Below are 14,817 nucleotides of genomic sequence, written 5' to 3'. Positions count from 1 at the left end.
GGTGTGCGCGTCGCCCTAGGGCCCGTCATCGTCTTCGGGCAGGAGGTAGCGCTCGGGGTGGTGGTAGCCGTTGACGCGGTCTTGGCTTGTGTCGAGGTCGGGTGGTGGGTGCCATTCGGTCTGGTTCTTCTTGTTTTTGCGGGTGCGCCAGCCGGTGGTGTCGAGCATGCGGTGGTCTTGGGGGCAGGCCAGGGTCATGTCGTCGACGTTGGTTTGTCCGCCGTCGGTCCAGTCGGTGACGGCGTGGTGGGCTTGGCACCAGTAGCCGGGTGCGGTGCAGCCGGGGCGGGTGCAGCCGCGGTCGCGGGCGTGCAGCACGATGCGCTGCGCCGCGGAGGCGAGCCGTTTCGTGCGGGCTAGATACAGCGATTGGCCGGTGTGTTTGTCGTAGATGTACAGGTAGTGATGCGCGCGGGCGGCCATGCGGATCAGGTCGGGCATCGGGAGTAGGGAGCCGCCGCCGGTGACCGCGACCCCGGCGCCTTTTTCCAACTCCTGCAAGGTGGTGGACACGATCACGGTGACGGGGAGGCCGTTGTGGGTGCCGAGTTCTCCGGATTCCAGCGCTCGGCGGCCGATCGCGAGGAAGGCGTCGTGGTGGCGTTGGGCAGCGGTACGAACATCGGGGCCCGGGCTGTCGGGGTTGTTGTGGCCGGGGGCGGCTTCTTTGGCGAAGATTGCGTCCCAGATGGCCAGGGCTTCGGCGGTCATCCAGCCCGAGATGGCGGCGGTTCCGTCGGGCTGCTGTGGCCCGACTCGCACGCCGCGCTTGGCGGCCCGCTCCCGTTCGCGCTCCTCGGGTGCGGGTCCGTCCTGATCGATACACGCCAGCAACCGTCTGGCGGCGGCATCGAGGTTGTCGGGATCCAGCCCTGCCGCAAGCTCGGCCAGCTGAGCGTCGGCGGCGGCGCGGGTGTCGACATCGACCCAGGACGGCAACGCTTTGTGGAAGCGCTCGATGACCTCAAGATGCTCGACATCGAGTTCCCCGCGGGCTTGGATGGCAGCGGTGGATTCCCACAGCGGCGGCAACGGCTCGCCGGTGAAGCTCCGGCGTGGGCCCAGCACCTTGGCCCGGGCAATGCGGCGTTTGGCCTCGGCGCTGGTGATCCGCAGCGCTGTCGTCAGGACTGCAGGCCAGGTTTTCTCGCCCAACCGGCACGGCTCGGTCTCGGCGGTCAGGCGCGCCAGCGCGCGGTGCTCCAGCGCGGGCACCGCGCGCACCACCGCACTCACCTGTGCCAGCAGGCTGATCAGTTCGCGGTGGGACAGCTCGTCGCAGGCCGTCGACAGCACCGCCAGCTGCTCACCGATGGTCGCGACCGCCTCCGACACCCCATCCATACATCGAACACTAGTTCGACACACCGACACACCCTGTGACACCAGGGCATCCCCGTGACCACAGAAACCCAAGTGACAGAAGAAAATTCAGAGATCTGCCGCGTAACCTGACAACGGCTGCGTCGGCGGGTCTACCAGCCTTCGGTGAGTACGCGGTCGAGCGTGTCGACATAGAAGTCCGCAGCTTCCACGTCCAGACACAGCGGCGGCTTCGTCTTGAGGATGTTCGAGTGATCGCCGGTCGGCTGAATGATGACGCCGAGATCGAGCATGCGCTCACAGATGGCTGACGTCTCCTCCGGCGCGGGTTCCAAAGTGGTTGGATCGCGGACCATCTCGACGCCGAGGTACAGACCGAAGCCGTGCACCGTGCCAACCAGCGGGTGCCGGTCACGGAGCTGCTCCAACCTGGATTTGAGGTGGCCGCCGACGTGTAGGGCGTTCTCCTGCAAGCCTTCATCGCGGAGCACATCCAGCACGGCCATTCCGATCGCGCATGACAGCGGACTGCCGCCGGTCGACGAGAAGAAGTAACCCTGGCTGGAGAACGCCTCCGCGACCGCGCGGCTGGTGATCACCGCGCCGAGTGGATATCCGTTGCCCACCGACTTCGCCACCGACACGATGTCGGGCACAGCGCCCTGCTGCTGGAACCCCCAGAACCACTGGCCCAGACGGCCGTAGCCGACCTGCACCTCGTCGGAGATCGCCAGCCCGCCTCCCGCGCGTACCGCGGCGTAGACCTGCCGCAGATAGTCGTCGGGGAGCGCCATGCCGCCTGCGTTGCCGTACACGCTTTCGCAGATGAACGCGGCCGGCGGACGGCCGTCGGCGACCAGCGCTTGGATCTGGTGCACCGCATCGGCGGCGTACCGCACGGCGTCGGCCCCGCGGTACTTGCCGCGGAAGCTGTTCGGGGACTCCACGGTGTGCACCCAATCAGGGCGGGTGGCAACCGCATTCGGGTTGTCGGCGGTCGATGTCGACACGGCATCGGTGCCATACGTCCACCCGTGGTAGGCCTCGCGCATGGCCACCACGTCGCGTCGCCCGGTGGCTGCGGTCGCCAGACGTATCGCCAGGTCGCTGGCCTCGGACCCGGAGTTGACGAGGAACACGGTGTCCAGCGGTTCGGGCAGCAGTCCCGCCAACCGCTCGCTGAACTCGACGACGGACTGGTAGTTGAATCGCGAATTCGTGTTGAGCTTGCGCAACTGGCGCGACGCGGTGTCGGCGATCCGCGGGTGCGCATGCCCGAGCACCGTGACGTTGTTGACCATGTCGAGGTAACTGCGACCCTGCGTCGACATCAGGAAATGCCTTCGGCCACGCTCGATCTGGGGCGGGGTGCGGTAGTAGAACTCCTGCACGGGCGCGAAACTGGCGTCCCGTCGAGCCAACAGATCGCCGCCGGCGTCCCGCACCAGCGGCGCCAGTCCGAGCACGGGCCGGGGATCTCTGGCGCACGCCAGCCACCCCGGCGCCACCTCGGCGCCGACGAAGTGCGGTGCGACGGGTGCGCCTGCGGGCCGCACGCTGAGACCGATGCGCTGGTGGGCCAGGGCGCGCCCCACCACATCGCCTGCGCGTACCGCCCCACTCACAGATTCTGTCGCGCCCCTCAGCGTCAGCTCGAAGTCCTCGCCGCGCAACGTGATCGATCCGGTGCCTTCCGTCACCTCACCGTCCCACGGCGCGGCGAGGTCGGTGTCGGTGGCGACCCACAGGTCGATGCCGGTGGCAACGACATCGGGGGAGTCCTGGCTCAGTCGCGGAGCTCGGCACAGCCTCGCCTCCCCGAACCGGGTGACCACCAGGGAGGCGCCGCTGCGCAGTGCGGCCGTGGCGGATTCGCCCTCCACATCTGCGGGCAGCACGCCGGAGTCGTCGAAGGCGTCGTCGTAGAGATCTGAGGTGGTGGACAGATCCAGCGTCACCACCGCCGACCTGGGGACCGCCATCAGCTGTGACTGCACCGGTACCGCGGCGGCCGGTTCCGAGAGCCCGAGCGCGGCTTTGATCACCGCCGTCATCACGTCGACCGGAATCGATGTGGCGAGTTCGAACATCCGCCTCTCGTCGTCCGATTGCTCGGTGACGTAGTCGTTGTCGGGATCGAGGACGGCCTGCTGAGCGCCGCTGACGATCAGCACCGCCGTGCGCAGGACCAGCAGCGGCCACAGTGCCTCGGCCTCGGCGCCCGAGAGCGGACGCACGGCATGGAACGCCTGGATCGCCGGCAGGACCGACGTCACCCGGGCGCCGACATGTCCCAGTACCGACGACGCCGTGATGGCGAGCTCGGACACCGCCCAGGTATGGGACAGGTCGCCGAAGTCGATGACACCGTCGGGGTGTCGCGCGCCGTCTTCGGACACCACCACGTTGGCATCGGTCAGGTCGATGTGGGCGGCCTGCTGTGGCAATTGCTCATCGAGCGGCGCGATGCGCGCCCACGCCTCTCGGGCCGCCGTCTCCAGCCGGGGGCGCAGCTCGTGGTCGCTGACGTGATGGCTGAGCTCGTCGACCACATCCATTCCGAAACGCAGATCCCACTGCAGGATTCGGTCCAGGCCGGGATGGCGGAAGTCGGCCAGCGCGCGGCTCACCCGCCCGGCGACGTCGCCGAGCCCGGCGATCGACTCCGGTGTCAGGTAGCCGGTCTGCAACAGGGTTCCCCCCGGCAAGTACTTCAGCAGCCGGACGTATGCCGTCCCGTCCACCAAACCTGCCACCGCCGTGCACTTCTCGCCGTCGGAGTTCAGTAGCGGCACTGCCACACGCAACGTGGGTTCGGCGTCGGAGATCAGTTGTGCGGCGGCGTCCTGCGCGGCGAGCTCCGTCGCGGTGAAGGCCGGGTTTGCGACCTTGAGGACACCGAGGACCGTGCCGTCGGCGTCGTGCACGGTGAAGTTCTTGTCCTGCTGGCTGCCCAGCGAGGTGACGCGTGCGGTCAACCCGTAGTAGGTGGACAGGATGTCCTGTGCCTGTGCCTCGGTGACCTGAGGTGCGGGGAGCTCACGTTGCTCCAGGAAGTTGAAGCCCGCCGTGGAATCGGTGCCCATGGTCATCTGTCCCCCTGTCCTACGGGCGGGAGGTGCCCCCACTTCGCGCGGCCGCTCATCGGTCACCGCAGCACGAACCGGGCGACGACATCGGAGAAAGCATCGTTGTCGTCGCCGGCGGCCGTGTGCCCCGCCCCGGACAGCTCGGCGAACTCGGCGTGGGGGACTTTGGCCAGAAAGTCCTGCACCGCTTCCTCACTCACCACATCGGAGAGCTTGCCGCGAATCAGCAGGATCGGGATGGTCAGTTCGATGGCGGCCTGCTCCAGTGCCTCGACCCGCACGAACGGATCCTCGGTCGGTTTGGTCAGGAACGCCGGATCCCAGTGCCAGTACCAGCGGCCGTCACGGTGGCGCAGGTTCTTCTTGAGGCCCTCTGGGCTGCGGGGCTTGGTCCGGTGCGGCAGATAGGCGGCGACGGCGTCGGCCGCCTGCTCCAACGAGTCGAAGCCGTGGACGTGGCTGAACATGAAGTCGCGGATCCTGGCGCTGCCGTCCTTCTCGTACCGCGGCACCACGTCGACCAGGACGAGCTGGCTCACGACGTCGGGTCCGGCCTCTCTGGCCGCCAGGATCCCGGTCAACCCACCCATGCTGGCGCCGATCAGCACCGTCGGGCGCCCGATCTGGTGCAGGACCGCGAGGGTGTCGGCGCACAGCGCCTCGACGGTGTAGGTGGCCTCGGGCGAGCGGTCGCTGTCGCCGTGCCCGCGGCTGTCGAGCGCGACCACGTGCAGGCCCTGCGCAGCCAGGATCTGGCCGGTCTTCTTCCAGGAAAACCGATTCTGACCGCCGCCGTGCAGCATCAGCACCGAGGGAGAGCTCGAATCGGAGGCCCCGCCGTTCCATTCGTCGGCGACGAGCGCGAGATCGTCTGTGCCACGAAAGGTCACGGTCTTCGGTTCGCTGCGGGTAGTGCTCACAGGCGTCCTTTCGGCTGGCCCCGGGCAGATTACGTTACCGAGGGCCCAGTTGCGGCAATCCGGGGACCCGGGGGAGTGCTCAGTCCCTAATATTGACGGCTGTGCAGCCTGGAGCGGACCGCGACGACGAGCGTCGCCGCATCATCGAGGCTGCCTACCGCTGCCTGCTGGCGCAACGCGCCGGACCCGTCCCGATGTCGGCGATCCTGAGCAGCGCCGGCCTGTCGAGCAGGGCGTTCTATCGCCACTTCGTCTCCAAGGACGACCTGTTCCTGGCGCTGCTCCACCAGGCGGGCGCGGTGCTCGTCGCCCACGTGAACGGCGTCGCCGAGGCCGCGGTGGGCACCCCGGTCGAGCAGCTCGCCGACTGGATCGGCGAGATGTTCGACTCGATCGTCGACCCGGAACAGCTCAGGCAGCTCACCGTCATCGACTGCGACCAGGTTCGGGCGGCCAAGGGCTACCGCGAGATGCGGGAACGGTTGCACGTGGAACGGGAACGGTCGCTGACCGAAATCCTGCGCCGGGGTCACGACGACGGTTCGTTCCCGCTGGTCGATCCGGAGCCCGACGCCGTGGCCATCAATGCTGTCGTCAGCCGGGTGATGGCTCATCAGAATGCGCACGACGTGCAGTCGGTGAAGCAGGCGCAGGCCCGGGTGCTGGATTTCGCGCTGCGGGCGGTGGGTGCGGTGACGCCGACGTAGCTCGTCGATGAGTTTCCTTACCTCACGGGGTCTTCTTCGGTGCCGAGGTGATCGGCGACAACCGAGGACATCCGACGAGTAAGGACCCCCGATGCCCACCATCACACCGTCGTTGTGGTTCGACAACGACCTCGAAGAGGCGATGGCCTACTACCTGGCGATCTTCCCGAACTCGTCGATCGAGACCATCGAGCGCTACACCGACGCGGGGCCGGGGACCCCGGGCGACGTGGTGTCGGCGACGTTCACGCTCGACGGGCAGCGCTTCACCGGGATAAACGGCGGGGCGGTGTTCGCGTTCACGGAGGCGGTCTCGTTCGTCATCGACTGCCGTGATCAGGCCGAAGTCGACTACTACTGGGATCGCCTGGTCGCCGGAGGCCAGGAGTCGCAGTGTGGCTGGCTCAAGGACCGGTACGGGCTCAGTTGGCAGGTTGTGCCACGTCGGCTCACCGAGCTCACCTGCGATCCCGATCCTGCGCGGGCGGCGGCAGCCACCAGGGCGATGCTGGGGATGCGCAGGATCGTCATCGCCGAACTCGACGAGGCGGTTTCCGGCCTCTAACCGGCAGTGCGGCACCGGCGCTGCGGGCTCGTGTTGCCCGGCCAGAATTTGTTGATATACGGTTCACGGCGTCCTCCGCTGTGTACTCTCAGCCACACCCAGCTGGGCCAGGCCGGTTGTCGGAGGATGTATGGCGGCGAGGTGCAGACGAGGAAGGACCCGTTAGATGGTCGCTTCCGGCGTGATCGCCAAACCCGTACGTGCCTTCGGTGGCTTCTTCTCGATGGCCATGGACACCTTCGCGGCGATGGTCAGGCCGCCCTTCGCATGGCGCGAGTTCATCAGTCAGTCCTGGTTTGTCGCGCGAGTGTCGATCGTGCCGACACTGATGCTGACCATTCCGTACACGGTGCTGCTGACCTTCACGTTCAACATCCTGCTCAAGGAGTTCGGCGCAGCTGACTTCTCGGGCACCGGCGCTGCGTTGGGCACCGTGCGCCAGATCGGCCCGATCGTGACCGTGCTGGTGGTCGCGGGTGCGGGCGCGACGGCCATGTGCGCCGACCTCGGGGCCCGGACCATCCGCGAGGAGCTCGACGCGCTGCGCGTGATGGGTGTCAATCCCATTCAGGCGCTTGTCGTTCCGCGCGTGCTGGCGGCCACCCTGGTGTCGCTGGCGCTGTCGGCGACAGTGATCCTGGTCGGCCTGGCCGGCGCATACTTCTTCTGCGTGTACATCCAGAATGTCTCGCCCGGGGCTTTCGCGTCCGGCCTGACGCTGATCATCGGCGCCACCGACGTCTCCATCGCGTTGGTCAAGGCGGCACTGTTCGGGCTGTCGGCGGGCATGATCGCTTGCTACAAGGGCATTTCGGTGGGTGGCGGCCCGGCCGGTGTCGGTAACGCGGTCAACGAGACCGTGGTGTTCACTTTCATGGCGTTGTTCGCGATCAACATCGTGGCAACCGCTGTCGCGGTGAAGGTGACGATGTGACGGTCTCCAGGCCACATTCCCAGTTCCCTTGGCTCAAGGCACGGTTCCGCGCGGTCGCCGGTCCGTGGAACCAGGTCGGTGTGCAGACCAAGTTCTACGGACGCACCCTGAAATCGGTCGGCACTGCCGTCACGCACTACCGGGTCGAACTCATGCGGCTCATCGCGCAGATGGGTTTGGGCTCAGGTGCGTTGATCGTCATCGGCGGTACCGTCGCGATCGTCGGCTTCCTCACCGTGACAACCGGTGCACTGGTCGCGGTGCAGGGCTACACCGACTTCGCGGAGATCGGCGTCGAGGCGCTCACCGGTTTCGCGTCGGCGTTCTTCAACGTGCGGCTGATCGCGCCCGCCACCACCGCCATCGCCCTGTCGGCGACCATCGGTGCCGGCGCCACCGCACAGCTGGGTGCCATGCGGATCAACGAGGAGATCGACGCGCTCGAGGTGATGGGCATCCGCAGCGTCGCGTTCCTGGCCTCCACCCGCGTTGTCGCCGGACTGCTCGTGGTGATCCCGCTGTACTGCGTCGGCGTGCTGGCGTCGTTCTGGGCGGCGCGATTCGGCACGACGGTCATCTACGGCCAGTCGACCGGCGTCTACGACCACTACTTCCGGACATTCCTGAATCCGATCGATCTGTTCTGGTCGTTGATCCAATGCGTCGCGCTCGCCGTCGTGATCATGCTGGTGCACACCTACTACGGTTTCACCGCGCGTGGCGGCCCGGCAGGCGTCGGAGAGGCGGTCGGACGCGCGGTCCGGACGTCGCTGATCGTGTCTGCGTTCGTGCTCGTGATGATTTCGCTTGCGGTCTACGGGCAATCCGGCAACTTCAACCTGGCGGGCTGAGGGATGGACGACGAAGGCCTGCATCCAGCGTGGTGGACGCTCGTGCTCGTCGCGGTGGTTGCCGCGGCGGTGTGGCTGACGTACGCGTTGTTCACCGGAACGTTGAAGTCCACGGTCCCTGTGACATTGACGTCCGACCGGGCGGGCCTGGTGATGGAGACCAACGCCAAGGTCAAGCTGCGTGGTGTGCAGGTGGGCCGGGTGGCGGACATCTCGGTGACAGGGCAGGAGAACCCGCCGGTCGCGTTGCGCCTGGAGATCGACCCGGACAAGGTCCGGTTCATCCCGGCCAACGTCGAAGCGCAGATCCGTGCGACCACGATCTTCGGCGCCAAGTTCGTCGACCTGGTCTTCCCCGACGACCCGACCGGCAGTCTCGAAGCCGGCCAGGTACTGCAGTCACGCAATGTGACCACCGAGGTCAACACCGTGTTCGAGAACCTCGTCGCGGTCCTGGATCAGATCGATGCGGCCAAACTCAACAGCACCCTGTCCGCTTTGGCCGAAGGCGTCCGCGGCCAGGGAGAGCGGATCGGCCAGGCCACCACCGACGCCAACGAGGTCCTGCTTGCCCTCAATCCGCGCAACGAGACCATCACCGCCGACCTGCGTTCGCTCGACGCCTTCAACCAGACCTACAGCGCTGCTGCACAGGACATCCTGACGACGCTGGACGCGGCGAGCACCACCAGCACCACCGTGGTGAGGCAGTCCAACGAACTGGATGCGTTGCTGCTGTCCACCATTGGGCTGTCGAACAGCGGCATCGGTCTGCTGGCGCCCAGCCAGGAGAACCTGATCCGGGCCGTCAACGTGCTGGCGCCGACGACCAACCTGCTGCTCAAGTACAACCCCGAGTACACCTGCCTGCTGCTGGGCGCCAAGCACCTCCTCGACAACGGTGGCTATGAAAGCCCCGGTGGCAACGGTCGTTCGTTGGTGCTCGATGCCGGGCTGGCCTTCGGCGACGATCCGTACCACTACCCGCAGCATCTGCCGATCATCGGCGCCAAGGGTGGCCCGGGCGGTAAGCCCGGCTGCGGATCACTGCCCGACGTGTCGAAGAACTGGCCGGTGCGAAATCTGGTCACCAACACCGGCTTCGGAAGCGGCCTGGACTGGCGCCCCAACCCGGGCATCGCCTTCCCGACCTACGCCAACTACTTCCCGGTGACCCGCGCCGTGCCGGAACCGCCCAGCATCCGCAACAACTTCGGCGGGCCTGCCATCGGACCGATCCCGTACCCCGGTGCTCCGGCCTACGGCGCGCAGCTCTACGCGCCGGACGGCACGCCGTTGTGGCCCGGGCTGCCGCCGGCGCCCCCGCCAGGGGCTCCGCGGGACCCAGGTCCGCGGCCCGGCTCCGAGCCGTTCATCGTGCCCAATCCGGCTCAGCTGCAGCCGACCGCGGTGCCGTACCCGTTCGTCCCGCCGCCGGTTCCGGCCCTGCCCGGACCGCCCCGCTAGAACTCGCATACCGAACCGACAGGCGCCCCCGGCGCCCCCGAAACGCACAGAGAGGTAACCGATGTCAGTCAGTATCCGGAAAGACGCGACGCGACTCGGCGCCTTTCTGGCGGTGTGCCTGCTCGGCGTGTTCGGCCTGTACGCGGTCTTCGGGCAGATGCGTTTCGGCGAGAAATCCCATCAGTACCGCGCGGAGTTCATCAACGTCACGGGGCTGGAGACGAACGACTTCGTCCGGATCGCCGGCGTCGAGGTCGGCAAGGTCACCGGTGTCGAGATCCAGCCCGACACCTCGGCGCTGGTCGAGTTCTCCGCCGACGATTCGGTGGTGCTCACTGCGGGCAGTCGGGCCGTCATCCGCTACGACGATCTGATCGGCGGCCGCTATCTGGCTTTGGAGGAAGGCGCGGGCGGGACGCAGAAGCTCAACGCCGGCGACACCATTCCACTGTCCCGCACCTCACCCGCGCTGGACCTCGACGCGCTGATCGGCGGGTTCCGCCCCCTGTTCCAGGCGCTGAATCCCGAACAGATCAACGCGCTGTCGGGACAGCTCATCACGGCACTGCAGGGGCAGGGCGGGACCGTCAACTCGTTCCTGGCGCAGACGGCGGCGCTGACGAGCACGCTGGCCGACCGCGACCAGTTGATCGGCGACGTCATCGTCAACCTCAACACCGTGCTCGGCTCGCTCGGCGATCAGAGCGACCAGTTCGGGAAGGCCGTCACCGCACTGTCGGAACTCGTCGAGGGACTGCAGGCCAGGGGCGAGGAGATCAGTGGCGGCTTGGCCTACACCAACGCGGCAGCCACCAGCATCGCCGATCTGCTGTCGCAGGCCCGCCCGCCGCTGCAGAAGGTGGTCCGTGAGACCGACCGGTCCGCGGGGATCGTGGTGGCCGATGCCGACTACTTCGACAACGTCATCAACACGCTGCCCGACGCCTACCAGGCGCTGGCGCGGCAGGGCATCTACGGGGATTTCTTCAGCTTCTATCTGTGCGACCTCGTGATCAAGACCAACGGCAAAGGCGGACAACCGGTTTACATCAAGGTCGCCGGCCAGGAGAGCGGGAGGTGTGCGCCGCGATGAAGCCGTTCAGTGAACGCAATCAGTTCGTCATCGGCGCCGTCGGTCTCGGGGTCACCGCGGCGATCGTGCTCGGCGCGGTGAACTACGACAAGCTGCCGTTCGTCGACCCGGGCCGCGAGTACACCGCGCACTTCGCCGAGGCCGGCGGGCTGACCGATGATGCGGCCGTGCAGGTTTCGGGATTCAAGGTCGGCCAGGTCAAGTCGATCGAACTGGACGGTCCGCAGGTGCTCGTCACGTTCACCGTGGACAAGGACATCCGGCTCGGTGACCGTACCGAAGCCGCGATCAAGACCAAGGGGCTGCTGGGCACCAAGATCCTCGAGGTCGTCGCCCGCGGCGACGGCCAGCAGGATGGCACCATTCCGATCGACCGCACCACGTCGCCCTACCAGTTGCCCGATGCCCTCGGTGAGCTGGCGACAACCATCAGCGGCCTGAACACCGACCAGCTGTCCGAGTCGCTTCGCGTGCTCTCGGCCACGTTCGCGGACACGCCGCCGCAACTGAAGATCGCGGTCGAGGGCGTCGCACGTTTCTCCGAAACCCTCAACGAACGCGACGCCGAACTGCGTGGCCTGCTCGCCAATGCGAACAAGGCCACCACGGTGCTGGCCGAGCGCAGCGACCAGGTCGTCAGCCTCGTCTCCGACACCAACGCTCTGCTGGCCGAACTGCAGAATCAAAGTGCGGCAATCGATCAGATCTCCGGCAGCATCTCCGCGCTCAGTGAGCAACTGCAGGGCTTCATCGGCGAGAACCGGGCCACGTTGAAGCCGGCGCTGGACAAGCTCAACGGGGTGTTGACGATTCTGGACAACCGCAAGGAACGGCTACAGAAATCACTCAAGCTGCTGAACCAGTACTCGCTGTCGTTGGGCGAGTCGGTGTCGTCGGGTCCGTTCTTCAAGAACTACATCTCCAATCTGCTGCCCGGTCAGTACCTGCAGCCGTTCATCGACGTGGCCTTCTCCGATCTCGGCCTTGACCCGAACGTGCTCCTACCGTCCCAGCGGTTCGATCCGCAGGTCGGACAGCCCGGCACCCCGGCGATGCCGGTGCCGTTCCCGCGGACCGGCCAGGGTGGTGACCCGCGCATGACGCTTCCCGACGCCATCACCGGAAACCCCGGCGATCAAGGGTGCGGCCCGGGCGGGCCGGGCGGCCTTCCTGCGCCCGGCCCCACCGGTTGCTACCCCTACCGCGAGCCGCTGCCCGCGCCGCCTCCCGGTGGTCCGCCGCCGGGTCCGCCGGCGCTGGCGCCGCCCGGGATCGCCTCCGTCCCGGACCCCGACCCTGGCGTGGTGTCGGTGCCCGCTCCGGGTGAGGCACCTCCGCTCGTTCCCGTTCCCGGGGAGGGCACGCCATGAGAAACCCGAAGACGTGGGTCGGCATCGTGCTGGTGCTGCTGCTGGTCGCGGGCGTCGCGATCCTGGTGCGAACCACCGACAAGGTCAACAGGATCAACGTCGTCGCGTACTTCGACAACAGCAACGGCATCTACGTCGGCGACGACGTCCGGATTCTCGGGGTGCCGGTCGGCAGCATCACCTCGATCGAACCCGAACCCGAACAGGTGAAGATCTCGTTCTGGTACGACAGCCGCTACGACGTGCCCGCGGAGGCGAACGCCGCGATCCTGTCGCCCGCGCTGGTGACCTCGCGTGCCATCCAGCTCACGCCCGTCTACACCGGCGGGCCGGTGATGGGCGACAACACCGTGATCCCCAAGGACCGCACCGCTGTTCCCGTCGAATGGGATCAGGTGCGGGGTCAGCTGGAACGGCTCAGCGAGACGCTGCAGCCGACCGAACCCGGCGGGGTCAGCCCCTTGGGATCGGTGATCAATACGACCGCGGACAATCTGCGGGACCAGGGTGCGAACATCCGGGAGACGGTCATCAAGCTGTCGCAGGCATTTTCGGCCCTCGGCGACCGCAGCACCGACATCTTCTCCACGATCAAGAACCTGGCGATCCTGGTGTCGGCACTGCAGGACAGCACGGACCTGATGCGCCAACTGAACCAGAACCTGGCGTCGGTCACCGGGCTGCTGTCCGGACCCGACGAAGTGGCCAGCGCGGTACGGGATCTCAACGCCGTCCTGCCGCAGGTGCAGTCCTTCGTCGCGGAGAACCGTGACGCGCTGGGCACGACGTCGGAGAAACTGGCGGGTGTGACAACGGCGCTCAACGAGAGCCTGGACGACGTCGAGCAGTTCCTGCACAGTGCGCCCAACACCTTCCAGAACTACGTCAACATCTGGCAGCCGGCGCAGGGCGGCGCGAGTGCCATCCTGGCGGTCAACAACTTCGCCAACCCGATCCAGTTCCTCTGCGGCGCAGTGCAAGCTGCTTCTCGCCTGGGCGCCGAAGAGTCGTCCAAGCTGTGTGTGCAGTACCTGGCCCCGATCATGAAGAACCGCCAGTACAACTACCCGCCGCTGGGCCTGAACCAGCTGGTCGGGGCGTCGACGCGGCCGAACGAGCTGACCTACAGCGAGGATTGGCTGCGGCCGGACTACATTCCTCCGCCCGGTCCGGCGCAGGCGGCCCCGCCGCCGGCACCTGCTCCGCTGACCGGCGATCCGGCGACACTGCCTCCGGGGCAGGGGCCGTTGCTGCTCAACTCGCCGCCGCTGGCCGCAGAGGCTCCGCTGCCGACGAACCCCAACGACGGTCTGATGGGCATGATGGTTCCCGGAGGTGGCTCATGACCGCCGCATCCGTGCGCACCGGGGCCGGCGTCGCGGTGCTCGCCGTGGCTCTGTTGGCGTCCGGATGTGGTTGGCGCGGGCTGAATTCCGTCCCGCTGCCGGGAACCGAGGGCGGCGGTCCCGGTTCCTTCACGATCCAGGCGCAGATGCCCGACGTCGACAACGTCGAACGCAACTCCCGGGTCCGCGTCGGTGACGTCAACGTCGGCACCGTCACCGAGATCGAACGCCAAGGCTGGAACGCGTTGGTGACGATGACACTCGACGGTGATGTCGTGTTGCCCGCCAACGCAACCGCCAAGATCGGCCAGACCAGCCTGTTGGGCTCACAGCACATCGAGTTGTCGGCCCCCGCCAACGAGCCGCCGGAAGGCCGCCTGAAAGAGGGCACGCTGATCCCGCTCGAGAACGCCGGCGCGTTCCCCACCACCGAGCAGGCCCTGGCCGCCGTGGCGCTGCTGCTCAACGGTGGCGGTCTGGGCAACATCGGCGACATCACCGAGGCGCTCAGCGTCGCCTTCACCGGCCGGGAGAACGACCTCCGCAGCCTGATCGAGCAACTCGACATCGCGATCGGGCACCTCGACGACCAGAAGAACGACATCATCACCACCTCGGAGAGCCTCGACAATCTGATCGGGCAGATCGCGGACCAGAAGCCGGTGGTGGACAAGGCGTTACGGACGATCCCCGATGCGCTGGCGGTGTTGCGCGACCAGCGCGACCAGCTGTCGGAGACCCTGGTGCAGCTCGGCAGATTCAGCGCACTGGCCGCCGACTCGGTCAACCAGACCAAGGAAGCGCTCGTCCAGGAACTCAAAGACCTGGGCCCCGTGCTGCAATCGCTGGCCGATGCCGGGCCTGCGCTCACCCGGTCGCTGAGCTTCCTGCCGACGTTCCCCTTCCCGAAGGAGACGCTGACCAACTGGCTGCGGGGCGACTACGCCAACCTGTCGCTGATCGTCGACCTCACACTGAGCCGGATCGACCAGGGTTTCTTCACCGGCACCCGGTATGAGTGCAATCTGACCTGGCTGGAGTTGCAGTGGGGCCGCACGATCGGGCAGATGCCCAGCCCGTGCAACCACAACGTCCCGCCACCTGGCGGTAACCCGCTGGTTGCGCCGTACCGCTGGGATCAGGGGCCATGAC

General features: G+C 67.1%; 12 protein-coding genes. 9 read left to right on the top strand and 3 right to left on the bottom strand.

Annotated features, from left to right (window positions below; genetic code table 11):
- Positions 1-15: 15 nt before the first annotated feature.
- From EL337_RS21600 to EL337_RS21590, 3 genes are all read right to left on the bottom strand, one after another.
- The gene (locus EL337_RS21600; RefSeq protein WP_048635349.1) at positions 16-1,344 is read right to left on the bottom strand and encodes an HNH endonuclease signature motif containing protein; all 1,329 of its coding nucleotides are present in this window, start codon (positions 1,342-1,344) and stop codon (positions 16-18) included.
- Between the two features lie 131 nt (positions 1,345-1,475).
- Positions 1,476-4,415 carry an aminotransferase gene (locus EL337_RS21595; RefSeq protein WP_048635348.1) on the bottom strand — a complete coding sequence of 980 codons (2,940 nt, stop codon included), beginning with the start codon at positions 4,413-4,415 and terminating at the stop codon, positions 1,476-1,478.
- A 56-nt stretch (positions 4,416-4,471) separates the two neighbouring features.
- Positions 4,472-5,332 carry an alpha/beta fold hydrolase gene (locus tag EL337_RS21590; RefSeq protein ID WP_048635347.1) on the bottom strand — a complete coding sequence of 287 codons (861 nt, stop codon included), beginning with the start codon at positions 5,330-5,332 and terminating at the stop codon, positions 4,472-4,474.
- A gap of 101 nt (positions 5,333-5,433) precedes the next feature.
- Between EL337_RS21590 and EL337_RS21585 the strand changes: the two genes are divergently transcribed.
- The 9 genes from EL337_RS21585 (at position 5,434) to EL337_RS21545 (ending at position 14,816) form a co-directional block, all read left to right on the top strand.
- Positions 5,434-6,039 carry a TetR/AcrR family transcriptional regulator gene (locus tag EL337_RS21585; protein WP_197724139.1) on the top strand — a complete coding sequence of 202 codons (606 nt, stop codon included), beginning with the start codon at positions 5,434-5,436 and terminating at the stop codon, positions 6,037-6,039.
- 91 nt (positions 6,040-6,130) lie between these two features.
- Complete coding sequence (locus tag EL337_RS21580; protein WP_048635346.1) at positions 6,131-6,604, top strand: VOC family protein; 474 nt, start codon at positions 6,131-6,133, stop codon at positions 6,602-6,604.
- 166 nt (positions 6,605-6,770) lie between these two features.
- Positions 6,771-7,538: an MlaE family ABC transporter permease gene (locus tag EL337_RS21575; protein ID WP_048635345.1), complete on the top strand. Its 768-nt coding sequence runs from the start codon at positions 6,771-6,773 to the stop codon at positions 7,536-7,538.
- A complete protein-coding gene (locus EL337_RS21570) occupies positions 7,535-8,389 on the top strand; it encodes an ABC transporter permease (RefSeq protein WP_048635344.1) in 855 nt (284 codons plus the stop codon). Before EL337_RS21575 ends, EL337_RS21570 begins: the two co-directional genes overlap by 4 nt.
- Before the next feature lie 3 nt (positions 8,390-8,392).
- Positions 8,393-9,856, top strand: coding sequence for an MCE family protein (locus tag EL337_RS21565; RefSeq protein WP_048635343.1), 1,464 nt, complete (start codon positions 8,393-8,395; stop codon positions 9,854-9,856).
- 61 nt (positions 9,857-9,917) lie between these two features.
- Complete coding sequence (locus tag EL337_RS21560; RefSeq protein WP_048635342.1) at positions 9,918-10,949, top strand: virulence factor Mce family protein; 1,032 nt, start codon at positions 9,918-9,920, stop codon at positions 10,947-10,949.
- The gene (locus EL337_RS21555) at positions 10,946-12,319 is read left to right on the top strand and encodes an MCE family protein (RefSeq protein WP_048635362.1); all 1,374 of its coding nucleotides are present in this window, start codon (positions 10,946-10,948) and stop codon (positions 12,317-12,319) included. Before EL337_RS21560 ends, EL337_RS21555 begins: the two co-directional genes overlap by 4 nt.
- Positions 12,316-13,665 carry an MCE family protein gene (locus EL337_RS21550; RefSeq protein WP_048635341.1) on the top strand — a complete coding sequence of 450 codons (1,350 nt, stop codon included), beginning with the start codon at positions 12,316-12,318 and terminating at the stop codon, positions 13,663-13,665. Before EL337_RS21555 ends, EL337_RS21550 begins: the two co-directional genes overlap by 4 nt.
- The gene (locus tag EL337_RS21545) at positions 13,662-14,816 is read left to right on the top strand and encodes an MCE family protein (RefSeq protein ID WP_048635340.1); all 1,155 of its coding nucleotides are present in this window, start codon (positions 13,662-13,664) and stop codon (positions 14,814-14,816) included. The genes EL337_RS21550 and EL337_RS21545 overlap by 4 nt, the downstream gene beginning before the upstream one ends.
- Position 14,817: the final 1 nt, after the last annotated feature.

The sequence above is a fragment of the Mycolicibacterium aurum genome, from assembly GCF_900637195.1.
Taxonomy (GTDB): Bacteria; Actinomycetota; Actinomycetes; order Mycobacteriales; family Mycobacteriaceae; genus Mycobacterium; species Mycobacterium aurum.
This window is presented reverse-complemented; position numbering and strand designations above follow the sequence as displayed.

What these genes read in the sequence shown, in the direction of transcription:
- EL337_RS21600 (WP_048635349.1), bottom strand. Translation starts at nt 1,344, where the DNA reads ATGGATGGGGTGTCGGAGGCGGTCGCGACCATCGGTGAGCAGCTGGCG.
- EL337_RS21595 (WP_048635348.1), bottom strand. Translation starts at nt 4,415, where the DNA reads ATGACCATGGGCACCGATTCCACGGCGGGCTTCAACTTCCTGGAGCAA.
- EL337_RS21580 (WP_048635346.1), top strand. Translation starts at nt 6,131, where the DNA reads ATGCCCACCATCACACCGTCGTTGTGGTTCGACAACGACCTCGAAGAG.
- EL337_RS21575 (WP_048635345.1), top strand. Translation starts at nt 6,771, where the DNA reads ATGGTCGCTTCCGGCGTGATCGCCAAACCCGTACGTGCCTTCGGTGGC.
- EL337_RS21565 (WP_048635343.1), top strand. Translation starts at nt 8,393, where the DNA reads ATGGACGACGAAGGCCTGCATCCAGCGTGGTGGACGCTCGTGCTCGTC.
- EL337_RS21560 (WP_048635342.1), top strand. Translation starts at nt 9,918, where the DNA reads ATGTCAGTCAGTATCCGGAAAGACGCGACGCGACTCGGCGCCTTTCTG.
- EL337_RS21555 (WP_048635362.1), top strand. Translation starts at nt 10,946, where the DNA reads ATGAAGCCGTTCAGTGAACGCAATCAGTTCGTCATCGGCGCCGTCGGT.
- EL337_RS21550 (WP_048635341.1), top strand. Translation starts at nt 12,316, where the DNA reads ATGAGAAACCCGAAGACGTGGGTCGGCATCGTGCTGGTGCTGCTGCTG.
- EL337_RS21545 (WP_048635340.1), top strand. Translation starts at nt 13,662, where the DNA reads ATGACCGCCGCATCCGTGCGCACCGGGGCCGGCGTCGCGGTGCTCGCC.